Genomic DNA, 27,000 nt, shown 5'->3' on the forward strand with positions numbered 1-27,000 from the left:
GCCAGGGCTGGCGGGACGGAAGAACTCAACGTAATTAAGGTAGGTATCAAATGAGCACACACAATGAAAAACAGGCCGCAGCCTGGGCGAGCTTTGCAGAAGGTGAATGGCAGAACAGCGTTAACGTTCGTGACTTCATCCAGAAGAATTATACGCCTTATGAGGGTGACGAATCTTTTCTGACCGGTGCCTCTGAAGCCACTACCGCCCTGTGGGATAAGGTAATGGAAGGCATCAAGCTGGAAAACCGTACCCATGCGCCGGTAGATTTTGATACCGACCTGGCCTCTACCATCACCTCACACGACGCGGGCTACATTAATAAAAAACTCGAGAAAATTGTGGGTTTACAAACTGAAGCCCCGCTGAAACGCGCACTTATTCCGTTTGGCGGCATCAAAATGGTTGAGGGTTCCTGCAAAGTTTATGGCCGTGAACTGGATCCTGGCCTGAAAAAAGTCTTTACCGAGTATCGTAAAACCCACAACCAGGGCGTATTTGATGTGTATACCCCTGACATTCTGCGCTGCCGTAAATCTGGCGTGCTAACGGGTCTGCCCGATGCCTACGGACGTGGCCGTATCATTGGCGACTACCGCCGCGTGGCGCTGTACGGCATTGATATGCTGATGAAGGACAAGTTTGCGCAGTTTACCTCGCTGCAAAGCGATATGGAAAACGGCGTCAACCTCGAAGCCACTATCCGCCTGCGTGAAGAGATTGCTGACCAGCATCAGGCCTTACAGCATATTAAAGAGATGGCGGCAAAATATGGCTGCGATATCTCCGGGCCTGCAACCAATGCACAGGAAGCTGTGCAGTGGACCTACTTCGGTTACCTGGCGGCGGTTAAGTCGCAAAATGGCGCCGCCATGTCTTTTGGTCGCGTATCTACTTTCCTGGACATCTACATTGAACGCGATCTGCAAGCCGGTAAAATCACCGAGCAGGATGCGCAGGAGCTGATTGACCACCTGGTCATGAAGCTGCGTATGGTGCGCTTCCTGCGTACGCCGGAATATGACGAGCTGTTCTCAGGCGACCCAATTTGGGCGACGGAATCGCTGGCCGGTATGGGCGTGGATGGTCGCACCCTGGTGACCAAAAATAGCTTCCGCTTCCTGAATACGCTCTACACCATGGGGCCCTCTCCAGAACCGAATATGACCATTCTGTGGTCTGAGAAGCTACCGCTCAACTTCAAAAAATATGCTGCGAAAGTCTCAATCGACACCTCGTCAGTTCAGTATGAAAATGACGACCTGATGCGTCCTGATTTCAACAATGATGATTATGCTATCGCCTGCTGCGTAAGCCCAATGATTGTCGGAAAACAGATGCAGTTCTTCGGTGCCCGCGCTAACCTGGCAAAAACCATGCTGTACGCAATTAACGGCGGCATGGACGAAAAAATGAAAATGCAGGTTGGTCCAAAAGAAGCCCCGATGATGGATGAGGTGCTGGACTACGATAAAGTGATAGCCCGGATGGATCACTTTATGGACTGGCTGGCAAAACAGTACGTGACCGCACTGAATGTGATTCACTACATGCACGATAAATACAGCTATGAAGCCTCGCTGATGGCGCTGCACGATCGTGACGTCTACCGCACTATGGCCTGTGGTATCGCAGGTCTGTCGGTGGCGGCGGACTCACTTTCCGCCATCAAATATGCAAAAGTCTCTACCATTCGCGATGAAGACGGCCTTGCCGTTGACTTCAAAATTGAAGGTGAATACCCGCAGTTCGGTAACAATGATTCCCGCGTCGATGATATCGCCTGTGACCTGGTTGAGCGCTTTATGAAGAAAATTCAGAAGCTGCACACCTATCGCGATGCGGTGCCTACTCAGTCAGTACTGACCATCACCTCTAACGTGGTTTACGGCAAAAAAACCGGTAATACTCCGGATGGTCGTCGCTCAGGCGCGCCGTTCGGACCCGGTGCTAACCCAATGCACGGTCGCGATCAGAAAGGTGCCGTTGCCTCCCTGACCTCGGTGGCGAAGCTCCCGTTTGCCTACGCGAAGGATGGTATCTCTTACACCTTCTCTATCGTGCCTAACGCACTGGGCAAAGATGAGGACGTACGTAAAGCCAATCTTGCCGGATTGATGGATGGGTATTTCCACCATGAAGCCAGTATTGAGGGCGGTCAGCATCTTAACGTTAACGTGATGAACCGTGAAATGCTGCTGGATGCGATGGACAACCCGGAGAAATATCCACAGCTGACCATCCGTGTTTCAGGCTACGCGGTACGCTTCAACTCGCTGACCAAAGAGCAGCAGCAGGATGTGATTACGCGTACCTTTACTAAATCTCTGTAAGGTTTACGCTGAGAATTAAGGCTCCACGACAGTGGAGCCTTTTCCAGTCTTCTTTGCCAGCCGCCTTCGGGTTCACCCTTCTCAGACTGCGGGCAAAACAGACTTAACGCAGCTCACAGACTGCGAGCCTGCCACCGTGCGGGACTAACGTGGAGAATTCATCGCAATGTCAGTAAAAGGTCGCATCCATTCATTTGAATCCTGCGGGACCGTCGACGGCCCCGGCATCCGCTTCATCACCTTCTTTCAGGGCTGTCTGATGCGCTGCCTCTATTGCCACAACCGCGATACCTGGGATACGCACTGCGGTAAAGAGATAACCGTTGAAGAGCTTATGAGGGATGTCGTTTCCTATCGTCACTTTATGAACGCGTCCGGCGGCGGCGTAACTGCATCCGGTGGAGAAGCAATTTTGCAGGCGGAGTTTGTACGCGACTGGTTTCGTGCCTGCCATGCTGAAGGGATAAATACCTGTCTGGATACCAATGGCTTCGTTCGCCGCTACGATCCGGTTATTGATGAGCTGCTGGACGTCACCGATCTGGTGATGCTGGATCTCAAGCAGATGAACGACGACGTGCACCAGATCCTCGTGGGCGTCTCCAACCACCGCACGCTCGATTTTGCCCGCTACCTGGCGAAGAAAAAAATCCGTACGTGGATCCGCTACGTGGTAGTACCCGGCTATTCGGATGATGATGATTCTGCACACCGTCTTGGTGAATTTACCCGCGACATGGGAAACGTGGAGAAGATTGAGCTGCTCCCCTATCATGAGCTTGGCAAGCATAAATGGATTGCAATGGGTGAGGAGTATAGGCTTGATGGTGTACACCCACCGAAAGCAGAGACCATGGACCGCGTGAAGCATATCCTTGAAGGCTACGGCCACAAGGTCATGTACTGACAGGAAAAGCGGCCGGGCGGTGACGCTGTACAGCGTCGCCGGACACGGCCACTGTTTTACCGCCGGGCTTTTTGCTGCCGTTTAGAACGAGCAGCCAGCCTGCGGCCTCTTGACTACCTGCCCCTACTCAGGCGTGTGCCACCGGCGTAGCCTGCTTGTCTTCCTTACGCAGTAGCATGACCAGGTAGACCAGAGCAACGGCTGCAATCATCACGAAGAGTACGCGATCCGAATAGTTTTGCATCAGCACCGAGGTCATTGCCGGACCCAGCAGGCTGCCAGTCGTATAACTCAGCAGTAGCGCCTGATTCATCGCTACCAGTTCATGATGCGCCACGGTCTCACAGGCCCATGACATGGCGACCGGATAAAGGGTGAACCCGGCGCAGCCGAGGATAAACAGGGCTGGCGCCATCGCGGCGTGAGCCATCATTGCCAGCGCGCCAAGGATCACCACAAATACCTGCACACGCAGCACCAGCAGGCGACCATAGCGATCGGCCAGACGTCCCACCGGCCACTGCCCGACAATTCCGGCGCTGACCAGTAGCGCCATCCAGTATCCGACCGTGGCATCGCTCATCCCCTGATGCGAAAGATAGAGCGGCATCAGGCCATAAAGCGAACCGAGAAGGATCCCGGAGATGATGCAGCCATTGATGCCGAGACGCGCGCTGCGACGACGCAGCATCGGCCACATGCGTCCGGGAGCGGCCTCTTCGTCGTCCCCTTTCGCCGTGATGCGGGTAAATACCAGCGGCAGCATGGCAGAGATCACCAGGGCGGTGACCCAGGGAAGAACCGTCAACAGCGCCGTGCCTCCTTTACTCACCACCAGCTGTCCGACAACGGTGCCAATATAATAAACGATCATATAGGCGGCCAGCAGCTGACCACGATTGCGCAGGGTACCGCTGCACAGCAGAGCGCTCTCCACTACCACCCAGATCAGAGCACAGCCTATGCCGGCGACGAAGCGCCACAGCGTCCAGGCCCAGAAGCCACTTTCCAGCCCCAGCGCCGCCGTTGCCAGTGCGAACAGCACCGAAGCCAGATAGTAGCTGCGGTTGAATCCCAGCCGTTTAATGATTATCCCTGCAATCAGCGTGCCCGCCAGGTTACCGGTGTAGTAGGCCGAACTGACCACGCCTACCTGCCAGGTAGGTAGAGCATCATGCGTGAGCCACAGTGGCACCAGCGTATTCAATACGGCGATGGAAATGGTCATCAAGAGCAGGCCGCAAAGCAGCACAATGACAGGGCGGGACCAGGTGGACATTGTCAGTTAATAACCAGAAACAGGGAAGATTTTGCGCGCATAATGCCATCGGCATAATTAATGTCAATGGGCTGAAATCACGCTCAGCACGATTTGCCAGCGGACGCCTTAAACCGCCGATAAAAAAGCCCGCGGGCATTGCTGCCAGCGGGCTTTTAAACAAGGCTGATACGACGGTTAGCCGATCGAAGTCAGACCCTTCATATAGGGGCGCAGCACGTCAGGAACCCTGATAGTGCCATCGGCCTGCTGGTAGTTTTCCAGCACCGCCACCAGCGTACGCCCAACGGCCAGACCCGAACCATTCAGCGTATGCACCAGACGTGGTTTCTTCTCCGTTTTGGTGCGGCAGCGAGCCTGCATACGGCGCGCCTGGAAATCACCCATATTGGAGCAGGAAGAGATTTCGCGATAGGTATTCTGCGCCGGAAGCCATACTTCCAAATCGTAGGTCTTACAGGCACCGAAGCCCATATCGCCGGTGCACAGCAGCACCTTGCGATACGGCAGGTTGAGCTGCTGAAGCACTTTCTCGGCGTGACCAACCAGTTCCTCAAGGGCCTGCATGGAGTCTTCAGGACGCGTGATCTGAACCATCTCCACTTTGTCGAACTGATGCATACGAATCAGACCGCGCGTATCGCGACCGTAAGCGCCCGCTTCGGAACGGAAACAAGGCGTGTGGGCAGTAAACTTCAGCGGCAGCGACTCCTCTTCCAGAATTTCATCGCGTACCAGATTGGTCAGCGGAACTTCCGAGGTGGGAATTAATGCGTAGTCGCTGCTGGAGGCTTCTTCTTCCAGCGGACGGGTATGGAACAGATCCTCACCGAACTTGGGCAGCTGACCCGTACCGTACAGCGACGCGTGATTCACCAGATAGGGCACGTAGGTTTCGAGGTAGCCATGCTGCCCGGTATGCAGATCCAGCATAAACTGGCTGAGCGCACGATGCATCAGGGCTATCTGCCCTTTCATCACCACAAAGCGCGAACCGGTTAGCCTGGTCGCAACGGCAAAATCCAGACCGCCGGCCATTTCACCCAGTTCAACGTGATCGCGCACGGTAAAGTCCAGGTTAGCAGGCTCGCCCCAGCGGCTGACTTCCAGGTTCTCACTGTCGTCTTTACCGTCAGGCACTTCATCAGCCGGTATATTCGGCATCGCCAGTGCAACGTCGCGAATCGCGTTCTGCAACGTCTCAAGCTCAGCTTTCGCGGCGTCCAGACGTTCACCCAACGCGTTCACGTCCTGACGCAACGGCTCAATATCTTCCCCACGCGCTTTGGCCTGGCCGATCGTTTTGGATCGGGAGTTACGTTCTGCCTGCAACGTTTCTGTTTCGACCTGCAGAACTTTACGACGCTCTTCGTGAGCGCGTAACGTATCAACGTCCAGCTTAAAGCCCCGACGTGCCAGTTTTTCAGCGACTGCGTCTGGCTCATTACGCAGCAGATTGGGATCGAGCATGCTAGTCCTGTGCTTAATATGATTGAGTGAATAAAAGCGGGACGCATTCGACCAGCGAATGCGTTGAATTCCTTGCTAACCTTACCGCAACGCCACTGTCAACGATAGCGTTTTGTCGGGCTATTTTGATCCTGCTCAGCAAGCCAGGTGAGCTTTTCACCAATTTTGCCTTCAAGACCGCGAGAGGTCGGCTGATAATAGCGAGTGTGGGACATTTTCTCCGGAAAATAGTCCTCTCCTGCCGCATAGGCATGAGGCTCATCATGCGCATAGCGATACTCCGCGCCCAGCCCCATCTCTTTCATCAGTCGGGTGGGTGCGTTACGCAGATGTTCCGGCACATCATAATCAGGATTTTCCCGCGCATCGCGCATCGCTGACTTGAATGCTGTGTAAACGGCATTACTTTTCGGCGCACAGGCCAGGTAGACGATTGCCTGCGCGATCGCCCTTTCGCCTTCCGCCGGGCCGACGCGGGTAAAACAGTCCCATGCCGAAATAGCCACCTGCATGCCGCGCGGATCGGCGTTGCCGACATCTTCCGACGCAATAGCCAGCAATCGACGGGCAACGTACAGCGGATCGCCACCGGCGGTGATGATCCTGGCATACCAGTAAAGCGCCGCATCGGGAGCGGAACCGCGAATTGATTTGTGCAGCGCCGAGATAAGGTCGTAGTAGCGATCGCCCTTGTTATCGAATCTGGCGCTGCGTTCACCGCTGACCTCATTCAGAAGCTTTGGCGTCAGCTCACGCTTGCCCTGTGCGTTGACTTCAGCCATATCGGCCATCATCTCCAGCGTATTGAGGGCACGGCGTGCATCGCCGCTCACCAGCGCGGCAATCATGCGCCGCGTGGCCTCTGGCAGCTTGATATTTTCTGCGCCGTAGCCGCGTTCGCTGTCGCTCATTGCCTGGGTCAGCACCGTTTCGATATCCTCATCGGTGAGCGATTTCAGCAGATACACTCTGGCGCGGGACAAAAGCGCTGAATTCAGCTCGAACGAGGGGTTTTCCGTGGTGGCGCCGATAAAGGTAATGGTGCCATCTTCGATATGTGGCAGGAAAGCATCCTGCTGGCTTTTATTGAAGCGGTGGACCTCATCAACAAACAGAATCGTACGGCGTCCGGCATTACGGTTCTGCCTGGCCCGTTCAATGGCCTCGCGGATATCCTTGACCCCGGACGTCACCGCAGAGATGCGTTCGACATCGGCCTGACCATAATGACCAATAATCTCGGCTAACGTGGTTTTACCCGTACCCGGCGGCCCCCACAGGATCATCGAATGCAGATGCCCCGCCTCAATGGCGCGGGGCAGCGGTTTGTCAGACGCCAGCAAATGTTGCTGCCCGATGTACTCAGCCAGCGTACGTGGCCGCATGCGTGCGGCCAGAGGCTGAAATTCATTATGGGAGAAATCCAGAGACAGAGTGCTCACGCTGACCTCACTTACGCTGGTCGTCCAGCGTTACGCCCTTCGGCGGCGTAAAGCGGAATTTATCGGCTGCGATCGCGCCATTTTGCTGGCTCTTAAGCGCGTAGCTGCTGCGCTGGCCGTCCTGCTCTACCGCGCTGAACTGGTTGATGGTGCCGTTGGTAGAGACATTGATGGTGAACTGTTTCAGGTTGCCATCCGCAGACTTGGGCGTTAGCTCAAAGTTATCGCCCAGTTGCTTAATGTTGTACTGCTTCCAGTCACTGTCCTGATTACGTGCAATCAGCATAAAGGGCGTATTGCTGGTGGCATCTTTCAGCCAGGATGCACTCACCTGCTCCACAAACGGATTGTAGAACCACAGGGTTTTACCGTCAGAAATCAGGGTACTTTCGTCCGGTGCCGTCATATGCCAGTTGAACAGATCTGGCCGCCTGACCCACAGTTCACCTTCGCCGTCCTGCACCGACTGGCCGCTGCCATCGGTCACTTTTTGGGTGAAACTGGCGTGAAAGCTTTTGACCTTATCCAGACGCTGCTGCAGGTCAGAAGAAGCATCGGCGAATACGCTGGACGATGCAAAGGCAGCCATCACGCAGCAGGAAATCATCAGTTTTTTCATTACGGCATCCTTATTAAAACTTTTTTATCCCATAAGCGGGGAAGCATTCGTGGATAACTGTAGCCAGGGCCGGAGGATTACAACAGGAGATTATTCTGGTCGCTGGCAATAATAGTGTTATGGGGGCATCTGCGGGAAACTCAACGGGCCAGGTTTTCCTGGCCCGTCTGTAGCGGTCTGAAAGGTTAAAAACTACCACTACATCTCATGAGGCGGCGGGGAAAGCACCTCGCGGTTGCCGTTGTGGCCCGGAGAGGAAACAATACCCTGCGCCTCCATCTGTTCGATGATCCGCGCGGCACGGTTATAGCCAATGCGGAACTGCCGCTGGACCCCTGAAATAGAGGCGCGGCGTTTTTCAACCACGAACAGTACCGCCTGATCGAACAGCGGATCCAGCTCCTCTTCGCCGTCCAGACCCAGACCACCACTTTCACTCTCCTCACCCGCCGTAATACTCTCAATATACTGAGGGCGACCACGTGCCTTCCAGTCCTGCACCACCGCGTGAACTTCCTGATCGCGGACAAAAGCGCCGTGAACACGAACCGGCATTGATGAGTTAGGCGGCATATAGAGCATATCCCCCATGCCGAGCAGGGATTCCGCGCCACCCTGATCGAGGATCGTGCGCGAGTCAATCTTGCTGGATACGGTAAACGCGATACGGGTAGGAATGTTGGCTTTAATCAGGCCGGTAATCACATCGACCGACGGGCGCTGTGTGGCAAGAACCAGGTGGATCCCTGCCGCACGGGCCTTTTGCGCGAGGCGGGCAATCAGTTCTTCAACTTTTTTACCCACCGCCATCATCAGATCGGCAAACTCATCGACCAGCACCACGATGTAGGGCAGCTTCTCCAGCACCGGCGGCGTGATATCCATGCTGTCTCCCGGCTTCCAGAACGGATCGGGAATGGGTCGGCCCATCGCTTCTGCCTGCTCGATTTTCTCGTTATAACCAGCAAGGTTACGTACGCCCAGCGCCGACATAAGCTTATAGCGGCGTTCCATCTCGCCAACGCTCCAGCGCAGCGCATTAGCCGCATCCTTCATGTCCGTAACCACTTCGGTCAGCAGATGAGGAATGCCTTCATAAACTGAGAGTTCCAGCATTTTCGGATCGATCATAATAAAGCGCACTTCTTCCGGGGTGGCCTTATAGAGCATGCTGATGATCATGGCGTTTACGCCAACTGATTTACCCGATCCGGTGGTACCCGCGACCAGCAGGTGCGGCATTTTTGCCAAATCGGCGACAACCGGCTGTCCGGCAATATCCTTACCTAATACCACCGCCAGCGGCGAGGGGTTGTCGCGGAATTTAGCGCATTCCAGTACCTCACGCATGTAAACCGTCTGGCGATGCTTATTAGGCAGCTCCAGGCCAACGTAAGGTTTACCCGGTATTACCTCAACCACGCGTACCGCCACGGCAGAGAGCGAGCGCGCCAGGTCACGGGAGAGATTAGAGATACGCGCGGCTTTCACGCCCGGCGCCAGATCCAGTTCGAAACGGGTAATGACCGGGCCGGGAGAGATGCCCACCACTTCCGCCTTGACGCGGTAATCTGCAAGACGTGCCTCAACCAGCCGCGCCGTTTGCTCAAGAGCGAACATATCAACCGGTTCTGCCTCCACGGGCGGCGCCGACAGCAGATCCAGCGTCGGCAACGGCGTGGTAGGTTTCTCCAGCGGCTGTTCGTGGCGGACCAAAAATGGATGGAAAAGGCTGTCAGGCGCTTTTGCCACGGGTTCAGGCTGTGGCGCAGCGGGTTCAGCCTGCGGGGCAGAGGTCTGCCACGAGGGCGCTGCTGGCTGTGGCGCAGCGGGTTCAGCCTGCGGGGCAGAGGTCTGCCACGAGGGTGCCGCGGTTTGGCGAGCTGGCTGCTGGCTGTGCTGCTGCCACTGGGGCTGTGCAGGAGGCTGCTCGGGTTCGGCATCCGGTACGGCAGAGAGCGTGAACAGGGGCTCACGGGGACCCTCATCAACCAGATCGTCCAGCGGAGAGAAATCAAAAGCACCGGCAGTATTCAGATTCGCGGTCGACAGCGGGCGCTCCGCTGCCTCACCGTAACGCTGCTGCTGCTGCTCACTGAACTGCCGTGCCAGCGCGGCCTGCTGCTGTAACGCTTCATCCTCACCGGTCAACTCTTCGCCATAGCGAACCTGCTGCTGCGCCATAAAGGCTTCGCGCAGGTGCGCTTCTTCCTGCATCGCCTCTTCATTCTGAGGAACGGCACAGGACGAGTCGGTTCCTGCCTGCTGCTGGCGCAGCTCCTCTTCTTTCGCTTTCTCCTCGGCAATACGCTGAGAAGGCAGTTTAATGCCATAGGAAGCCAGCTCACGCCGCGTGGGCAGCTTAACCGGATTTGGTCGGGGCAGCGAGGGCCCGATCCCCTGCTTCACCTGCGGATTGCGGCCCTCACTGGTGGCACTGAAGCCAGGCATAAACGCTGCCGCTGAGGCGGCCGTCGCGGCCAGCGGCGCAGCATTATTCCCCGCCGTGCCTGCTGCAATATCAGCAGGCTGGACGGCAGGTGAGGCTGTAAACTCAAAGGGTGAAGGAGAAGTAGCCTCACGCCAGTTACCAATCTGCGGACCATCGTCCTCATCCTGTACGGGTCTTGAAGGTGCTGGCGTGTCAGCCGGGACCTCAAAGCGATAAAGTTCCGGGCCAGGCTCTTCCTGTGCAGCAGAGGCGGGAGCGGTATTGTATACGGACGCGCCCTCTCTGACAGGGACAGCGGTCGCGGGGTCAGTAGCCGCAGCTGCCACACGGGCGGCGGCTGCGCCAGCCGAAGCCAGCTGCGCATTGTTATCACTCTGCGCTGATGAATGGCGGGTTGCAGGGGCCAGCAGCACGTCGTCATCACTTTGCCCGGCCGGCTGACGGGCAGCGGAAGCCAGCAGCACATCGTCATCACTATGCCCGGCTGGCTGACGGACAGCAGGGGCCAGCAGCACGTCGTCATGTCGCCCGGAGGGTGAGCGGGCAGCCACGGATGATATTTGCTCCGCGTCTTCGTCCTCATACTCGTCTTCATGCCAGCGGCGATCGTCACGAGAACGATTGCTGGCGAACGTCAGTACGCCCATCACTACGCCGCCGATTTTCTCGGCAATAGTCAGCCATGACCATCCGGTATACAGCGTTAAACCTGCAGCCCAGATACACAGCAGCGTTAGCGTACCGGTGGCCCCGTTAAACCATGGCGCCATCGCATTGACAATCAGGCTGCCAATAACCCCACCAGAGGCGAAGTACCAGATATCATCAGCGTTTAGCGCTGCCAGCCCACAGGTAGTAATCACCAGCGCCAGCACGCCAATCAACCGCAGACCGACCGCAAAATAGTCGATATAGTCCTGAGAATGACGCTGACTGAAGGTTATCCAGCACAGGCCCAGTATCACCGGGGGGATTGCATAGGCCATTACGCCAAAAACAAAGAACAGCGTATCCGCAAGCCATGCGCCAATACCGCCGCCCAGGTTATGGATAGGTTCATGCCAGGCAGTCTGAGACCAGCTGGGATCGGAGGGGTTGAAGCTCACCAGTGCAACCATCAGGTAAACGGCGAAAAGAGCCACAACAATCAGCAACGCTTCCAGCAGGCGACGCCCGCTGCTCAGAGGTTGCAGGGAAACTTCTTTATCTTCTGTGTATTCCTGGCTCAAGAGTTCTCTCCAGGTGCCCGTAAACTATGAAGGAAAAAACGCCGGGCAAGCCCGACGCTGAACCTGTATGAATTCACAGGAGTGTACCCAAATCTGACAGAATTTGCACCTGCCCTGTGTTACCGCGTCTTAATGACCAGACGGTTACTTTGTTTCACTTCTTCCATCACCACATAGGTCCGCGTATCGTTCACGCCCGGCAGGCGGAGCAGGGTTTCACCCAGCAATTTACGGTAGGCCGACATATCCGGTACGCGCGTCTTCAACAGATAGTCAAAATCGCCTGAAACAAGATGACACTCTTGAGTTTCCTCAAGTTTTTGTACGGCGGCGTTAAATTGTTCAAATACGTCAGGCGCGCCACGATTCAGAGTAATCTCAACAAATACCAGCAGCGAGGCATCCAGGTAATGTGGATTCAGCTGAGCGGTGTAGCCCAGAATAAACCCCTGCCTTTCCAGACGACGAACACGCTCAAGGCATGGCGTCGGCGATAGCCCCACGCGTTTAGACAACTCGACGTTTGAAATTCGGCCATCTTTCTGCAGTTCATTTAGAATGTTGCGGTCGATTCTGTCGAGGTCTTTACCCGGTCGTTTTTTATTGTCTACCATTATTATTGTCTCTCTCAATGCCTTCCCTTTACCTGCCATACCCTGTACAAAGCCGCTATTACAGGGTTGTTTAAGTGAAGTCTGGCGCCTGTTGCGATTTTAAAACGCCCATCCGTATGACGCATGCTGTCTGTCCACACCATGCGTCATGACCAATGACAGACTGAGTTTATCCGATAACGGCTAAAACACGGGAGAAACCCGGTTTTGTCAGCCAGGATACCCTCTGCTTCCATTACTGTTTTCGCAAAAGACCAGCCGATTGTCAAAGTAAAACAACTAAAATCAGTACAACATTCCAAACGCCGGACTGCATAACTGTTTTTAAATGACTATTTCCGTATTTCTGCACCATATAATGGCTCTCATCGCCCCATTTTGGGGCATTAGTCCCAGTAACAGCGCAGCCTGAATGGTTAAACCTTTTACATCTATTGTTAACAAAATTGCAGAACGCTTTTTTTGCAGCGGTAAATTCCCTACAATCAAAAAAAAGTTTGCCAGTTAAAAAAACGAGGGGCTCATGAGCACGGCCAAACACAGTAAATTACTCATCCTGGGTTCCGGCCCGGCAGGCTACACCGCGGCGGTGTATGCTGCGCGAGCGAACCTGAACCCGGTATTGATTACCGGTTTAGAAAAAGGCGGTCAGCTGACCACCACCACTGAGGTGGAAAACTGGCCTGGCGATCCCCACGATCTGACCGGCCCGCTGCTGATGGAACGCATGCAGGAACACGCCGAAAAGTTTAATACGGAGATTATTTTCGATCATATTCATAGCGTCGACCTGCAAAATCGTCCCTTCCGTCTGACCGGCGACAGTGGTGAATACACGGCTGACGCGCTGATCATTGCCACCGGCGCCTCCGCCCGATATCTGGGCCTGCCGTCAGAAGACGCGTTCAAAGGACGCGGCGTGTCAGCCTGTGCGACCTGTGATGGTTTCTTCTACCGTAATCAGAAAGTTGCGGTCATTGGTGGCGGTAATACAGCGGTTGAGGAAGCACTCTACCTGGCGAATATCGCCGCTGAGGTTCATCTGATTCATCGCCGTGACAGCTTTCGCGCAGAGAAGATCCTGATCGATCGTCTGATGGAGAAAGTCCGCTCCGGCAATATCGTTCTGCATACGCACCGCACGCTGGACGAGGTGCTGGGCGATCAGATGGGCGTTAGCTCGCTGCGCCTGCGCGCCACGGATGACGTTGAAAAAACCGAAGAGTTGCAGGTCGCCGGGCTGTTTGTTGCCATCGGCCACAGTCCTAACACCGCCATATTTAATGGCCAGCTCGAACTGGAAAATGGTTATCTGAAAGTTCAGTCTGGCCTGCAGGGTAATGCGACCCAGACCAGCATTCCAGGCGTGTTCGCCGCAGGCGACGTAATGGACCATATCTATCGTCAGGCGATCACCTCAGCCGGGACCGGATGCATGGCTGCGCTGGATGCGGAGCGCTATCTCGACGGATTGGTTAAAAACTCTCAGTAAGTTGTTAAAACACTGCTTCAATTTTCCGGAAGGCGACCTTTGCAGGTCGCCTTTTCTTTTTGTGCGCGGTAAAATCTCAGGAAATTTCCCCCATTGATTACCGGGATATGGAGTGCAGGTCTGCCCTCCTCCCGTCGCACCGGCAGGTCATGAACAAAACAAGACAACAACATCTATTACGCTGGCTAAGAAGTCAGAGCATGCAGGGTAAAGGCTGGCTGCGCCTTTCAATGCTATCAGGCATGCTCAGCGCCGTGCTGGTGGTCGGCCAGGCCTGGCTGCTGGCTACGCTGCTTCAGGCCCTGATTGTGACGGGCCTGCCACGCGAGAAACTCATCGCGCAGTTCATGCTGTTGTTGGTCTGCTTCTTTCTGCGCGCCCTGCTGGCCTGGGCGCGTGAAAAAGTTAGCTTCGAGTATGGCAAAGCCATTCGACAACGCCTTCGTCGCACCATACTGGACAGGCTGCACCAGCTTGGCCCGGCCTGCATCCAGGGAAAACCCGCGGGCAGTTGGGCGACGTTACTGCTGGAACAAATTGAGGATATGCAGGATTACTACGCCCGCTATCAGCCGCAGATGCTGCTGGCCGCGTTTATCCCCCTGACTATTCTGATTGCCCTTTTCCCGGTTAACTGGGCTGCCGCGCTGATTCTGCTGGCTACTGCACCACTGATCCCGCTGTTTATGGCTCTGGTGGGCCTGGGCGCGGCAGAGGCAAACCGGCGCAACTTTAGCGCGCTGGCTCGTCTGAGCGGTCACTTTCTTGACCGCCTGCGCGGGCTGGAAACCCTGCGCCTGTTCAACCGGGCAACGGCCGAAACCGCACAGATACAAAAGGCTTCCGCCGATTTTCGTCAGCGCACCATGGATGTGTTGCGCCTGGCCTTTCTCTCTTCTGCGGTGCTGGAGTTTTTTGCCTCACTGTCTATCGCGGTGGTCGCGGTTTATTTCGGCTTTTCCTATCTGGGAGAACTCAATTTTGGTCACTACGGCACCGGTATCACGCTGTTTGCCGGCTTTCTGGCGCTGATACTGGCACCCGAGTTCTTTCAGCCGCTGCGGGATATGGGCACCTTCTACCACGCGAAGGCGCAGGCGGTGGGCGGTGCGGACGCGCTGGAAACCTTCCTCAGCAACGCCGGCACTCTCCCGGCACATCAGGGGACTGCCCTTATTGACCCTTCAGCGGGCATCGCCCTTGAGGCGCGAAATGTGGTGATTACCAGCATCAGCGGTAAGGTTCTGGCAGGTCCGCTGAACTTCTCCCTTGCTGCGGGCCAGCGCGTTGCCGTAATCGGCCAGAGCGGGGCCGGGAAAACCTCCCTGCTGGGTCTTATTCTTGGCCATTTACCCTACCAGGGATCGCTGCTAATTAACGGCGTTGAGTTGCGCGACATCGAACCAGGCTTCTGGCAGCAGCAGCTTGCCTGGGTAGGACAGAACCCGCAGCTCCCTGCCCCCACGCTGCGTGAAAATATTGCTATGGACGGCAGCGACCATCCGGATCGTCTGCTTCAGGTTACCTCCCTTGCCGGCGTTGATGAGTTTCTTCCGCACTTACCTGCCGGGCTTGAGAGTGAAACGGGAGAACACGCCCGGTATCTCTCTGTGGGTCAGGCCCAGCGTATTGCCGTTGCGCGCGCGCTGTATAAACCCTGCCGCCTGATGCTGCTGGATGAGCCGGGTGCCAGCCTGGACAGCCACAGTGAACAGCAGGTCAATCAGGCGCTCCACAACGCGTCGTTTAACCAGACGACGCTGCTGGTTACCCATCAGCTTGAACAGCTGGATCGCTGGGATGAAATCTGGCTGATGCGTGAAGGTAAAATTATTCAGCGCGGCACCCATGGTCAACTCGTTCAGTATCCGGGTGCCTTTACTGAACTTGTCTCACACCGACAGGAGCGCGCTCAATGACCACGCTGGCCCCGTTTTTCGCGCTGTATCGTCGCCACTTCTGGCGTCTGTCGCTGGGTATTGTGCTGGCGATTATTACGCTGCTGGCAAGCGTCGGCCTGCTGACGCTGTCAGGATGGTTTCTGGCCGCCGCATCGCTGGCGGGCAGCGCCGGACTTTACAGCTTCAACTATATGCTGCCTGCGGCAGGCGTGCGCGGCGCCGCAATCGTCCGCACGGTCGCGCGCTACTTTGAGCGGCTGGTCAGCCATGATGGTACGTTCCGGGTGCTTGAGCATCTGCGGGTCTATACCTTTAGCAGGTTGATCCCCCTTTCACCCGCCGGGCTGGCTCAGTTCCGCCAGGGAGATTTGCTAAATCGTCTGGTTGCAGATGTCGATACGCTCGATCATCTCTACCTGCGGGTTATCTCGCCGCTGATTGGCGCACTCGTTGTGATCATCGCCGTTACGGGCGGTCTGAGCTGGCTGGACGGCAGGCTGGCGCTGACGCTGGGTGGCCTGATGCTGCTGACGTTGATCCTGCTTCCGCCGCTGTTCTACCGTGCCGGACGCCCCACCGGAGAAGCGCTGACTCAGCTGCGCAGCCGCTATCGCACCGAGGTCACCCGCTGGCTGACCGGGCAGGCAGAGCTGACGCTTTATGGCGGTGAAGCCGCGTACCGCAGCAGGCTGGATACCACCGAAGCGGCATGGCTGCGCGCCCAGCGCCGTCAGGCCAATCTCTCCGGGCTCTCTCTTGCCCTGCTGACCCTGATAACCGGTTTTACACTGGTGCTGATATTCTGGCTGGCCGCCGGCGAGTCAGACCTGCCGGGCGCACCGATCGCCCTGTTTGTCTTCTGCACCCTGGCGGCGTTCGAAGCGCTGGCACCCGTAGGCGGTGCATTCCAGCATTTGGGCCAGGTCATGGCCTCTGCCCGCCGCGTAACGCAGATTGTCAGTCAGCGGCCTGCCGTCCAGTTCCCCTCTGCCAGCCCTTCCGTTGGGGGATCGGTGCGGCTTGAACTGCAACACGTCAGCTTCAGCTACGATGGCAGGCATCAGGCGCTGCAAAACCTGTCGCTGAGCATCGCCGAAGGTGAGCATGTCGCCCTGCTTGGCCGTACCGGCTGTGGCAAGTCCACGCTGCTCCAGTTGATTACCCGAGCCTGGGATCCTCAGCAGGGCGTTATCCTGCTGAATGATCAGCCGCTTGCTGCATGGAGTGAGGAGAGCCTGCGCCGCGCCATCAGCGTGGTCACGCAGCGTGTTCACCTGTTTAGCGACACGCTGCGCGGTAATCTGCTACTGGCATCTCCAGAGGCAACCGATGCCCGGCTCTGCGATGCGCTTCGTCAGGTTGGCCTGGCTGCCCTGCTCGAGGACGACCAGGGGCTTAACGCGTGGCTGGGTGAAGGGGGCAGAGGGCTTTCGGGCGGAGAGCTGCGTCGCCTTGCCATTGCCCGTGCGCTGCTGCACGGCGGTAGCTTAATACTGCTTGATGAGCCTACGGAGGGGCTGGATGCGGAAACAGAGAAGCATATTCTTATCCTGCTGCGCCAGATAGCAGAACACCGAACCCTTATTATGGTGACCCACCGGCTGCAGGGGCTGGAGCATTTCGACAAGATTTGCCTTATGGATAGCGGTGAAATTACTGAACAGGGAAATCATCACGAATTAATCTCAAAACGCGGGCGCTACTGGGATTTTCACCAGCGGATTGCGCTATAGTTTCTCCTCGCGTTCGACAGAGATTTTATCATGCGTCTGATCCAGCTTTCGAGGGAGTCGCTTAACTTCCCTCCTCCTGAAATGGCCCTGCGTGAGCCTAATGGCCTGCTGGCAATGGGCGGCGATCTCAGTCCGCCTCGCCTGCTTAATGCTTATCATCGCGGTATTTTCCCCTGGTTTTCACCCGGCGATCCGATACTCTGGTGGTCACCCGATCCGCGCGCGGTGCTCTATCCCGGACGTTTCCATCTCAGCCGGAGTATGAAGCGGTTCCACCTGCGGTCGCCCTACAGGGTTACGCTGAATCAGCGCTTTACTGAGGTTATCGAAGGCTGCGCCACTGATCGCGAAGAAGGCACCTGGATCACCCCGGAAGTTAAACGCGCCTGGCAACGCCTTTTTGATATGGGGCATGCCCAGTCAGTGGAAGTCTGGCTTAATAATGAGTTGGTTGGCGGCATGTACGGCCTGGCGCTGGGGCAGATTTTTTGCGGCGAGTCGATGTTCAGCCTGCGTGAGAATGCATCGAAAACAGCCCTGCTGGTCTTCAGCCACTATTTTGCACAACAGGGTGGCCAGCTGATTGACTGTCAGGTGCTGAATCCGCATACCGCCTCACTGGGTGCAGAGGAGATCCCTCGCGCTGATTATCTGCAAATTGTTCATGCATTGTCCGATCGTGCACTTACTGAAGGCTGCTGGCAGCAGCAGACCCTTTTTTGATGCGATTTCTTGATGTTTTACACGCAACCTGCGAGAACAGTGGTATAATATGCGCGTTTGGTATGTCGTCCGCCCTTCGCTTTACATCACTGGCGAGCCGGGCTTGGCCTGGCAGGGAATATTAACGCAACTTGTCTTTACGCTTTTCAGCCCGCGCAAAAGCGGTTGAAAAACGCATTCTTAGCCCGCAATTCCCTCACGCGTTGACACCCATACACTACTCAGAATTAATCGTGAGCTCCTCTCTCAGCCGCGCTGCAGAGGGGCTGATGCTGGTGAATTCACCAACAATTCTTTACATAATACTTGAAATTCGGCATTATCTTGCCGGTTCAAACTAAGGTTGTAACACCCAGAGGATTCGATGGCCAAAGAAGACAATATTGAAATGCAGGGAACCGTACTGGATACGTTACCCAACACCATGTTTCGCGTTGAGCTTGAAAACGGACACGTGGTTACCGCTCACATCTCCGGTAAAATGCGCAAAAACTATATCCGCATCCTGACGGGCGACAAAGTCACTGTAGAGCTGACCCCGTACGACCTGAGCAAAGGCCGCATTGTCTTCCGTAGTCGCTAATACGCATTTAGTCGTGCTGCCGCATCTGTCGCAGCACCCATAAAAAAAGGCCGGTTAATCCGGCCTTTTTATTTATCTGCTTCTCATGCAGTTGACGCTCTGCTAGTGAACCGTCCCTTCCGTTTTACGTTTCTCCGCGCTAAGGAAGTGGTAAGTCAGCTTGTTGTTCTCTTTATCCAGGGCGACAGAGACAGAGCCACCGTCGACCAGCGAGCCAAACAGCAGTTCATTCGCCAGCGGTTTCTTGAGGTTTTCCTGTACGGTACGCGCCATTGGACGCGCGCCCATCGCTTTGTCATACCCCTTCACCGCCAGCCAGTCGCGGGCCTCATCGCTGACTTCCAGCGATACGCCTTTCGCATCCAGCTGCGCCTGGAGTTCAACAATGAACTTATCCACCACCTGATGAATCACCTCGGTATCGAGATGTTTGAACCAGATAATGTTGTCCAGACGGTTGCGGAACTCCGGCGTAAAGATCTTCTTAATCTCTTCCATCGCGTCAGTGCTGTTGTCCTGATGGATAAGACCAATGGATTTACGTTCGGTTTCCCGCACGCCAGCGTTCGTGGTCATCACCACCACCACATTACGGAAATCAGCTTTGCGACCGTTATTATCGGTCAGCATACCGTTATCCATAACCTGTAGCAGCAGATTGAACACGTCCGGGTGCGCTTTCTCAATTTCATCAAACAGCACGACCGCGTGCGGATGCTTAATAACCGCATCAGTCAGCAGACCGCCCTGATCGAAACCGACATAGCCCGGAGGCGCACCAATCAGTCGGCTGACGGTATGACGCTCCATATATTCCGACATATCGAAACGCAGCAGCTCAATACCCAGCGCCTTCGCCAGCTGTACCGTCACTTCGGTTTTCCCGACGCCGGTTGGCCCGGCAAACAGGAAAGAACCTACCGGTTTGCGATCCTGACTCAGGCCTGCGCGGCTCATCTTGATCGCTTCGGTCAGGGCTTCAATAGCATTGTCCTGACCAAACACCAGCATCTTCAGGCGCTCGCCGAGGTTTCTCAGCGTGTCGCGATCGGTCGCAGAAACGCTCTTCTCGGGAATACGCGCGATGCGCGCCACCACCGATTCGATATCCGCCACGTTGACCGTTTTTTTACGCTTGCTGACCGGCATCAGACGCGCCCGCGCGCCCGCTTCATCAATGACATCAATGGCCTTATCGGGCAAATGACGATCGTTGATATACTTCACCGCCAGCTCCACCGCGGCGCGCACGGCTTTGGCCGTATAGCGGACGTCATGATGCGCTTCGTACTTCGGCTTGAGTCCGTTAAGGATCTGCACCGTTTCATCCACCGACGGTTCGGTAATGTCGATTTTCTGGAAACGACGCGCCAGCGCACGATCTTTTTCGAAGATGTTGCTGAACTCCTGATAGGTCGTCGAGCCCATTACCCGAATTTTACCGCTCGAAAGCAGCGGTTTGATCAGGTTCGCGGCATCAACCTGCCCACCCGATGCAGCCCCCGCACCAATGATCGTATGGATCTCATCGATAAACAGAATGCTGCTGTTATCCTGTTCGAGCTGCTTTAACAAGGCCTTGAAGCGTTTTTCAAAGTCGCCGCGATACTTGGTCCCGGCCAGCAGTGAACCGATATCCAGCGAATAGATGGTGGCATCTTTCATCACATCCGGCACTTCGCCCTGGACGATACGCCAGGCAAGCCCTTCAGCAATGGCGGTTTTACCCACGCCGGATTCACCCACCAGCAGCGGGTTATTTTTACGACGGCGGCACAGCACCTGAACGGTACGCTCCAGCTCTTTATCGCGCCCAATAAGCGGATCGATTCCGCCTACACGAGCAAGCTGGTTAAGATTGGTGGTGAAGTTCTCCATACGTTCCTCCCCCCCTGCCTGCTCTTCGTTAACGGGATTTTCCGCACCCGGCGCCTGGCCAGGTTCGTCTTTGCGCGTGCCGTGTGAAATGAAATTGACCACGTCAAGGCGGCTGACCTCATGCTTACGCAGCAGATAGGCAGCCTGGGATTCCTGCTCGCTGAAAATAGCGACGAGTACGTTAGCCCCCGCCACTTCGCTGCGGCCAGATGACTGAACGTGAAAAACCGCGCGTTGCAGTACACGCTGGAAGCTCAGCGTAGGCTGTGTATCACGCTCTTCTTCGCTGACCGGCAAGACCGGGGTAGTTTGTTCGATGAAGGCTTCAAGCTCCTGCCGGAGAGCCACAATATCTACCGTACAGGCTTCCAGCGCCTCTCTGGCCGACGGGTTACTGAGCAGCGCCAGTAACAAATGCTCGACGGTCATAAACTCGTGACGGTGCTCGCGCGCTCTGGCGAAAGCCATGTTTAAACTGAGTTCCAGTTCTTGATTGAGCATAGGCACCTCCCCCAATAGATCGCCTTATTCAGGCTTTTTCCAGCGTACACAGCAACGGATGCTCATTCTCCCTGGCATACTTATTGATATGAGCGACCTTGGTTTCTGCCACTTCAGCAGTAAAAACACCGCAGATCGCCTTTCCCTGGTAGTGAACCGTAAGCATCAGTTGCGTTGCACGTTCTACATCATAAGAAAAGAACTTTTGCAGTACGTCAATAACAAATTCCATAGGTGTATAATCGTCATTGTTTAAAATAACTTTATACATCGAAGGTGGCTTGAGGCCTTCGCGCAATTTGTCATCTGCAAGCTGTTCAAAATTAAGCCAGTCGTTAGTCTTTCCCATACGTACCCGGTTTGTAAACGTTGTCTGCGCACGCCAGCCCGTCATCATTCAGGGTAAGTTTAACACACCCAGAATTTTGTCCCGGCCCGATGCGCTTTTGTCGCAAATTTCTGCTTAGCGACCTCCATCACAAAATCGTCAATAGCGTTAACTGCCTCATATTTTGATGATTTTGTTCCTGCCATACCGTCCACGATGCTTGACGCACTAAGCCATTTATCTACAGTACAGGCATAAGCTGGATGCGTTTTAACCAGCTTTGAGGCTATCTGCCTCGCCACCCCACTCAATTGAATGTCTTGCGAGGGATGTAGAAGCATGGAGACGGGTACTGTTAAATGGTTCAATAATGCCAAAGGCTTCGGCTTTATCTGTCCGGTCAGTGGCGGCGAAGATATCTTCGCACACTACTCAACCATTCAGATGGACGGTTACAGAACGCTGAAAGCCGGACAGCAAGTCCAGTTTGATGTGCATCAGGGGCCAAAAGGCAATCACGCCAGCCTGATCGTTCCTGTAGAAGAAGCGATGGCTATCGATGCCTGACCTTATCCTTAACACATTCTGACTAACCCTTGAATAAAATGCCAGCGACTCAGGCTGGCATTTCTATCCGTTACGTTTACCGACTTTATTAAGATTGGGATGCTGCGACATATTTCAAGGCCGCAAAATCGGAGTTATTTCCACTATTTTTCCTGATGCCACTCCCCTCTGGTTTTCCTGATGCCACTCCCCTCTGGCCCTGTGCTTTACTCAACATCGAAATTTAGCTAGTTTAACGCCACATTTTTTTTCTCATGGATGACCAGGTGATCTACTCCGGACTGTTAACGATTCTGCTACCCCTGATCGTGGGCTACCTGCTACCGTCAAAAAATCCGGCGGTGATAAGAGGGGTTAACAGGCTGCTGGGCTGGATGGTTTACATCATTCTGTTCTTTATGGGCATCAGCCTGGCCTTTCTGGATAACCTCGGCAGCAACCTGCTGGCTATTTTCCACTACTGCCTGGTGAGCGCCGCCGCCATTCTGGTTTGCAATCTGCTGGCGCTGCGCCTGCTTGAAGCGCGTCGGCCCTGGCAGCACGCACATCGGACCCAGCTCCTGCCCTCGCGCGTGCATATGGCGCTGGAATCGCTCAGGCTGTGCGGCGTGGTCATTGCTGGATTTCTGCTGGGGCTGTGCCACTGGCCGGTGCTGAAATTCGCCAGTCAGGCCAGTGAGTACGCCCTGCTTTTTCTGCTCTTTCTGGTGGGGCTTCAGCTGCGCGGCAGCGGAATGACCCTGCGCCAAACCCTTCTTAACCGCCGGGGAACGATTGTCGCCATCGTCGTCTTCGTCAGCGCGATGGCAGGCGGCGTCATCGCTGCGCTTATCCTTGGGCTGCCGGTAAAAACCGGCCTGGCCATGGCCTCCGGTTTTGGCTGGTACTCGCTCTCAGGCATTCTGATGACCGAATCCTTTGGGCCCATTATCGGCAGCGCGGCTTTTTTTAACGATCTCCTGCGTGAACTGCTGGCGATAATGCTGATCCCAGCCCTGATCGCTCACCATCGCTCCAGCGCCCTCGGCCTCTGCGGCGCAACCTCGATGGACTTTACGCTGCCGGTGCTTCAGCGCAGCGGCGGGTCAGAGATTGTTCCTGCAGCTATCGTTCACGGCTTTGTACTAAGTCTGCTGGTTCCGGTGCTAATCGCTTTCTTCTCTGCCTGATTTATCGCTCAGGCGTATTCGTGCGGTTTCGGCCGTGCTGAGACGCCACTTTGCCTCCTGTCGACTATGCTCCAGTATTTATTATTTGTCAGAATATGACCTGCTGACACCAGAAAGGAGCTACAGATGAAACAGTCCGTTGCCGCCCTCGTGGCTAAAACATTGGAAAGTGCTGGCGTTAAACGTATCTGGGGCGTGACCGGCGATTCCCTTAATGGCCTGAGCGACAGTCTTAATCGGATGGGAACCATCGAATGGATGCCCACGCGCCACGAAGAAGTTGCGGCCTTCGCCGCCGGAGCGGAAGCACAAATCAGCGGCGAGCTGGCCGTCTGCGCGGGGTCCTGCGGGCCGGGCAATCTGCATCTGATTAATGGTCTTTTCGACTGCCATCGAAATCACGTGCCCGTGCTGGCCATTGCCGCACATATCCCCTCCAGTGAAATAGGCAGCGGCTATTTTCAGGAGACGCATCCTCAGGAGCTGTTCCGCGAATGTAGCCATTACTGCGAACTGGTTTCAAATCCTGAGCAACTGCCTCAGGTGCTCGCTATCGCCATGCGTAAAGCCATTCTTAACCGGGGCGTTTCGGTGGTAGTTCTGCCGGGGGATATCGCCTTACAGGCTGCGCCGGAAGGGGCGACTGCTGACTGGTATCCGCCCCAGCTGCCGGTGGTTCAGCCGCCCGCAGGCGAGATGGATAAGCTGGCCGTGCTGCTGAACGAGGCCAAAAACATCACCCTGATGTGCGGTGCGGGCTGCGCAGGCGCGCACGACGAGGTGGTCCGTCTGGCCGAAACGCTGAAGGCGCCGATCGTGCATGCGCTGCGCGGCAAAGAACACGTGGAATATGATAACCCGTACGATGTCGGTATGACGGGCCTGATTGGCTTCTCATCCGGGTATCACGCCATGATGAATGCCGATACGCTTATTCTGCTGGGCACCCAGTTTCCCTATCGCGCGTTCTACCCTGCCGATGCCAAAATTATCCAAATCGATATTAACCCTGGCAGTATTGGCTCGCACTGCCATGTGGATATGGCGCTGGTGGGGGACATTAAATCAACGCTGAACGCCCTGCTTCCCCAGCTGGAGATCAAAAGCGACCGCCATTTCCTGGATAAAGCGTTGTCACACTATGCCGATGCGCGCAGGGATCTCGACAGCCTGGCTAACGCTAATGATAATCAGGCAATCCACCCGCAGTATGTGGCTCAGCAGCTCAGCCGCTATGCTGATGACGACGCGATATTCACCTGTGACGTAGGCACGCCTACGGTCTGGGCTGCCCGCTATCTGAAAATGAACGGTAAGCGCCGACTTATCGGTTCGTTTAATCATGGCTCAATGGCCAATGCAATGCCCCAGGCACTTGGCGCACAGGCCATTGACAGGCAGCGTCAGGTCGTCGCCATGTGCGGTGACGGTGGCTTTAGCATGCTGATGGGCGATTTCCTCACCGTGGCGCAGCTTAAGCTGCCGGTTAAGCTAGTGATCTTCAACAACAGCGTGCTCGGCTTCGTGGCCATGGAGATGAAAGCCGGCGGCTACCTGACCGATGGCACCAGTCTGGAAAACCCTGACTTCGCCGCCATTGCTCAGGCCTGTGGGGTCAAAGGGATCCGCGTGGAACGCGCCTCGGATCTCGACGGCGCCATTCAGGAAGCAATGGCATTTGACGGCCCGGTGCTACTGGATGTCATTACGGCCAAAGAAGAGCTGGCGATGCCGCCACAGATTAAAATGGAGCAGGCAAAAGGGTTTAGCCTCTACATGCTGCGCGCCATCATCAATGGTCGCGGTGATGAAGTGGTAGAACTGGCTAAAACCAACTGGCTGCGGTAAAACATTTGCAGGTCTTTTTTTATACGGACGCTACGGCGTCCGTTTTTATAAGAGGAGCGCAGAGATGATTGATTTACGCAGTGATACCGTCACCCAGCCGAGTCAGCCGATGCTGTCCGCCATGATGACCGCTGAAACGGGCGATGACGTTTACGGTGACGACCCGACGATGAAGGCGCTGGAGGCGAAGGGTGCCGCAATCAGCGGGAAAGAGGCCGCGATATTTTTGCCCAGCGGCACCCAGGCCAATCTGGTAGCGCTGCTGTGCCACTGTCAGCGCGGCGAAGAGTATATCGTCGGACAGCTGGCGCACAATTATAAGTATGAAGCGGGCGGTGCCGCCGTTCTGGGTAGTATTCAGCCTCAGCCGGTTCTGGCTGCTGCCGACGGGACGCTGCCGCTCGACGTGGTGGAGCAGTTTATCAAGCCGGACGATTTCCACTTTGCCATTACCCGGCTGCTTAGCCTGGAGAATACCCACAATGGCAAGGTGCTGCCGCTCAGCTATCTGGCGCAAGCCTATGACTTTACGCGCAGTCATCGCCTGGCGTTGCACATTGATGGCGCACGTATCTTTAACGCCAGCGTGTCGCTGAACGTGCCGCTTACTGACATTACCCGCTACTGCGATACGCTCACCATTTGCCTGTCGAAAGGGCTGGGAACCCCGGTCGGGTCGCTGCTGTGCGGCAGCGCCGACTATATTCAACGTGCGCGCCGCTGGCGCAAAATGACTGGCGGCGCGATGCGCCAGGTGGGGATCCTCGCGGCGGCAGGCCTGTATGCGCTTGAGCATAACGTCACGCGCCTGCGGGAGGACCACGATAATGCCGCCTGGCTGGCTGAGCAGCTGCGGGGGATCGGCGTGAACGTGATGCGACAGGATACCAATATGGTGTTTGTCCGCCTGCCGCAGGCGCAGGTTGCCCCGCTGAAAAGCTGGATGCGCGAGCACGATATTGTGTTGAGCACCGGGCCCGTTACCCGGCTGGTCACGCACCTGAATATTGATCGTCCCGCGCTGGAAAAGCTGGTACGCCACTGGCAGACATTTTTAGCGCAGCAGCAGGGGTAAACCGTGCTATCTCCTACGCCTGCTCTGCACCATATTTATCCAGCAGCGCCTTTACAATAGCTTCACACTCGGCGTCCGGCAGGCCCCGATAGTCCCCTGGCCGGAAGTGCATCTGAAAGGCGGCGATCACCTGCTGCTGCTGCCGGGCTGACATCCCGGGCGTGACCTGGTAGCCGTAGCGCGCCAGTAGCGTCAGCAATTGTTCCGCATTCACCGCCTGTTCAGGCGGCCTGCCAGCAAGCCAGAACCTGACCCGATCGGCGTCGGGCCAGGCGCCCACGCCCTGGCTCGCCAGCCACTGCCAGGGAAACAGCGGGCCGGGATCCTGCTTGCGCTGGGGAGCAATATCGCTGTGGCCCACCACGTTCTGCGGCGAAATACCGTAGCGCCGGATGATGTCACGCGACAGCGGCAGCAGCGCCGCAATCTGCGGGGCGGCAAACGGATACCACTCGCGTCCGTGGAACGCCGAGCGGCGATAGCCCTGATTCTCCAGTTCAATACCTACCGAGGTATCGTTTATGCGGGTTGCGCCGCGCCAGTAGCTGCTGCCCGCATGCCAGGCCAGCTGCTGTTCGGGAACCAGCCGGGATACGGTGGGCTGGCCCCCTTTACGGGGGGGAGCCGCGGCGATCAGATAATGTGCGCTCACTTCGCGATCGGTCAGGGTAGCCAGCGAAGTGGGGTAATCCTGCGCCGTATAGTGGATCACCAGCATTTTTATGCGCGGTCGCGCACCCAGAGCATTCTGACGCGTATCCACCACATAACCCGCGTGCCGCTCAAGCCCGGTTGAGCTACAGGCGCTCAGTAGCAGGGCCAGAGCCGTTAGCAACAGGGGCGTAAAAATGTTCATT

Annotated in this window: 20 protein-coding genes; 11 read left to right on the top strand and 9 right to left on the bottom strand. The window is 56.0% G+C overall.

What is annotated here, in order from left to right:
- The first annotated feature begins 50 nt into the window (after positions 1–50).
- On the top strand, positions 51–2,333 hold the full coding sequence (pflB, locus tag ACLRGG_RS13055) for a formate C-acetyltransferase (protein ID WP_416250173.1): 2,283 nt from the start codon (positions 51–53) through the stop codon (positions 2,331–2,333).
- Between the two features lie 166 nt (positions 2,334–2,499).
- Positions 2,500–3,240, top strand: a complete 741-nt coding sequence (gene pflA, locus ACLRGG_RS13060) for a pyruvate formate lyase 1-activating protein (protein WP_416250174.1) — start codon at positions 2,500–2,502, stop codon at positions 3,238–3,240.
- Between the two features lie 127 nt (positions 3,241–3,367).
- On the opposite strand, the gene ACLRGG_RS13065 is transcribed toward pflA, so the two are convergent.
- From ACLRGG_RS13065 to lrp, 6 genes are all read right to left on the bottom strand, one after another.
- On the bottom strand, positions 3,368–4,519 hold the full coding sequence (locus ACLRGG_RS13065; RefSeq protein ID WP_416250175.1) for an MFS transporter: 1,152 nt from the start codon (positions 4,517–4,519) through the stop codon (positions 3,368–3,370).
- Positions 4,520–4,696: 177 nt separating this feature from the next.
- Positions 4,697–5,989: a serine--tRNA ligase gene (serS, locus tag ACLRGG_RS13070; RefSeq protein ID WP_416250176.1), complete on the bottom strand. Its 1,293-nt coding sequence runs from the start codon at positions 5,987–5,989 to the stop codon at positions 4,697–4,699.
- Between the two features lie 98 nt (positions 5,990–6,087).
- Positions 6,088–7,431, bottom strand: a complete 1,344-nt coding sequence (locus ACLRGG_RS13075) for a replication-associated recombination protein A (RefSeq protein WP_416250177.1) — start codon at positions 7,429–7,431, stop codon at positions 6,088–6,090.
- A 7-nt stretch (positions 7,432–7,438) separates the two neighbouring features.
- Positions 7,439–8,050, bottom strand: coding sequence for an outer membrane lipoprotein periplasmic chaperone LolA (gene lolA, locus ACLRGG_RS13080; protein ID WP_416250178.1), 612 nt, complete (start codon positions 8,048–8,050; stop codon positions 7,439–7,441).
- Positions 8,051–8,248: 198 nt separating this feature from the next.
- The gene (locus tag ACLRGG_RS13085; protein ID WP_416250179.1) at positions 8,249–11,731 is read right to left on the bottom strand and encodes a DNA translocase FtsK 4TM domain-containing protein; all 3,483 of its coding nucleotides are present in this window, start codon (positions 11,729–11,731) and stop codon (positions 8,249–8,251) included.
- Positions 11,732–11,850: 119 nt separating this feature from the next.
- The gene (gene lrp / locus ACLRGG_RS13090; RefSeq protein ID WP_006118610.1) at positions 11,851–12,345 is read right to left on the bottom strand and encodes a leucine-responsive transcriptional regulator Lrp; all 495 of its coding nucleotides are present in this window, start codon (positions 12,343–12,345) and stop codon (positions 11,851–11,853) included.
- Between the two features lie 523 nt (positions 12,346–12,868).
- On the opposite strand from lrp, the gene trxB reads away from it, so the two are divergent.
- From trxB to infA, 5 genes are all read left to right on the top strand, one after another.
- Positions 12,869–13,837, top strand: coding sequence for a thioredoxin-disulfide reductase (trxB, locus tag ACLRGG_RS13095; protein ID WP_416250180.1), 969 nt, complete (start codon positions 12,869–12,871; stop codon positions 13,835–13,837).
- 149 nt (positions 13,838–13,986) lie between these two features.
- Positions 13,987–15,756: a heme ABC transporter permease/ATP-binding protein CydD gene (gene cydD / locus ACLRGG_RS13100; protein WP_416250181.1), complete on the top strand. Its 1,770-nt coding sequence runs from the start codon at positions 13,987–13,989 to the stop codon at positions 15,754–15,756.
- A complete protein-coding gene (cydC, locus tag ACLRGG_RS13105; RefSeq protein WP_416250182.1) occupies positions 15,753–17,471 on the top strand; it encodes a heme ABC transporter ATP-binding protein/permease CydC in 1,719 nt (572 codons plus the stop codon). The genes cydD and cydC overlap by 4 nt, the downstream gene beginning before the upstream one ends.
- 30 nt (positions 17,472–17,501) lie before the next feature.
- Entirely contained in the window at positions 17,502–18,194 is a 693-nt protein-coding gene (gene aat, locus ACLRGG_RS13110; RefSeq protein WP_416250183.1) for a leucyl/phenylalanyl-tRNA--protein transferase, read from the top strand.
- 364 nt (positions 18,195–18,558) lie between these two features.
- On the top strand, positions 18,559–18,777 hold the full coding sequence (infA, locus tag ACLRGG_RS13115; protein ID WP_002211347.1) for a translation initiation factor IF-1: 219 nt from the start codon (positions 18,559–18,561) through the stop codon (positions 18,775–18,777).
- 102 nt (positions 18,778–18,879) lie between these two features.
- On the opposite strand, the gene clpA is transcribed toward infA, so the two are convergent.
- On the bottom strand, positions 18,880–21,156 hold the full coding sequence (clpA, locus tag ACLRGG_RS13120) for an ATP-dependent Clp protease ATP-binding subunit ClpA (RefSeq protein WP_416250184.1): 2,277 nt from the start codon (positions 21,154–21,156) through the stop codon (positions 18,880–18,882).
- 28 nt (positions 21,157–21,184) lie between these two features.
- Complete coding sequence (gene clpS, locus ACLRGG_RS13125; RefSeq protein WP_067703691.1) at positions 21,185–21,505, bottom strand: ATP-dependent Clp protease adapter ClpS; 321 nt, start codon at positions 21,503–21,505, stop codon at positions 21,185–21,187.
- A gap of 318 nt (positions 21,506–21,823) precedes the next feature.
- On the opposite strand from clpS, the gene cspD reads away from it, so the two are divergent.
- From cspD to ltaE, 4 genes are all read left to right on the top strand, one after another.
- On the top strand, positions 21,824–22,051 hold the full coding sequence (gene cspD / locus ACLRGG_RS13130) for a cold shock-like protein CspD (protein WP_416250185.1): 228 nt from the start codon (positions 21,824–21,826) through the stop codon (positions 22,049–22,051).
- Positions 22,052–22,320: 269 nt separating this feature from the next.
- A complete protein-coding gene (locus ACLRGG_RS13135; protein WP_416250243.1) occupies positions 22,321–23,220 on the top strand; it encodes a LysO family transporter in 900 nt (299 codons plus the stop codon).
- A 126-nt stretch (positions 23,221–23,346) separates the two neighbouring features.
- On the top strand, positions 23,347–25,068 hold the full coding sequence (gene poxB, locus ACLRGG_RS13140; protein WP_416250186.1) for a ubiquinone-dependent pyruvate dehydrogenase: 1,722 nt from the start codon (positions 23,347–23,349) through the stop codon (positions 25,066–25,068).
- Positions 25,069–25,132: 64 nt separating this feature from the next.
- Positions 25,133–26,143 (top strand): low-specificity L-threonine aldolase, encoded by a 1,011-nt coding sequence (gene ltaE / locus ACLRGG_RS13145; RefSeq protein WP_416250187.1) that lies wholly within the window; start codon positions 25,133–25,135, stop codon positions 26,141–26,143.
- Between the two features lie 13 nt (positions 26,144–26,156).
- On the opposite strand, the gene ACLRGG_RS13150 is transcribed toward ltaE, so the two are convergent.
- Positions 26,157–26,999: an N-acetylmuramoyl-L-alanine amidase gene (locus tag ACLRGG_RS13150; protein ID WP_416250188.1), complete on the bottom strand. Its 843-nt coding sequence runs from the start codon at positions 26,997–26,999 to the stop codon at positions 26,157–26,159.
- Position 27,000: the final 1 nt, after the last annotated feature.

The sequence above is a fragment of the Erwinia sp. PPS120 genome (assembly GCF_047918655.1).
Taxonomy (GTDB): domain Bacteria; phylum Pseudomonadota; class Gammaproteobacteria; order Enterobacterales; family Enterobacteriaceae; genus Erwinia; species Erwinia tasmaniensis_A.

Excerpts from the sequence above, each read along its gene's own strand:
- aat (WP_416250183.1), top strand. The coding sequence starts at position 17,502 with ATGCGTCTGATCCAGCTTTCGAGGGAGTCGCTTAACTTCCCTCCTCCT.
- infA (WP_002211347.1), top strand. The coding sequence starts at position 18,559 with ATGGCCAAAGAAGACAATATTGAAATGCAGGGAACCGTACTGGATACG.
- ACLRGG_RS13150 (WP_416250188.1), bottom strand. The coding sequence starts at position 26,999 with ATGAACATTTTTACGCCCCTGTTGCTAACGGCTCTGGCCCTGCTACTG.
- poxB (WP_416250186.1), top strand. The coding sequence starts at position 23,347 with ATGAAACAGTCCGTTGCCGCCCTCGTGGCTAAAACATTGGAAAGTGCT.
- cydD (WP_416250181.1), top strand. The coding sequence starts at position 13,987 with ATGAACAAAACAAGACAACAACATCTATTACGCTGGCTAAGAAGTCAG.
- clpA (WP_416250184.1), bottom strand. The coding sequence starts at position 21,156 with ATGCTCAATCAAGAACTGGAACTCAGTTTAAACATGGCTTTCGCCAGA.
- ACLRGG_RS13065 (WP_416250175.1), bottom strand. The coding sequence starts at position 4,519 with ATGTCCACCTGGTCCCGCCCTGTCATTGTGCTGCTTTGCGGCCTGCTC.
- ltaE (WP_416250187.1), top strand. The coding sequence starts at position 25,133 with ATGATTGATTTACGCAGTGATACCGTCACCCAGCCGAGTCAGCCGATG.
- serS (WP_416250176.1), bottom strand. The coding sequence starts at position 5,989 with ATGCTCGATCCCAATCTGCTGCGTAATGAGCCAGACGCAGTCGCTGAA.
- pflA (WP_416250174.1), top strand. The coding sequence starts at position 2,500 with ATGTCAGTAAAAGGTCGCATCCATTCATTTGAATCCTGCGGGACCGTC.
- cspD (WP_416250185.1), top strand. The coding sequence starts at position 21,824 with ATGGAGACGGGTACTGTTAAATGGTTCAATAATGCCAAAGGCTTCGGC.
- lrp (WP_006118610.1), bottom strand. The coding sequence starts at position 12,345 with ATGGTAGACAATAAAAAACGACCGGGTAAAGACCTCGACAGAATCGAC.
- trxB (WP_416250180.1), top strand. The coding sequence starts at position 12,869 with ATGAGCACGGCCAAACACAGTAAATTACTCATCCTGGGTTCCGGCCCG.
- pflB (WP_416250173.1), top strand. The coding sequence starts at position 51 with ATGAGCACACACAATGAAAAACAGGCCGCAGCCTGGGCGAGCTTTGCA.
- cydC (WP_416250182.1), top strand. The coding sequence starts at position 15,753 with ATGACCACGCTGGCCCCGTTTTTCGCGCTGTATCGTCGCCACTTCTGG.
- lolA (WP_416250178.1), bottom strand. The coding sequence starts at position 8,050 with ATGAAAAAACTGATGATTTCCTGCTGCGTGATGGCTGCCTTTGCATCG.
- clpS (WP_067703691.1), bottom strand. The coding sequence starts at position 21,505 with ATGGGAAAGACTAACGACTGGCTTAATTTTGAACAGCTTGCAGATGAC.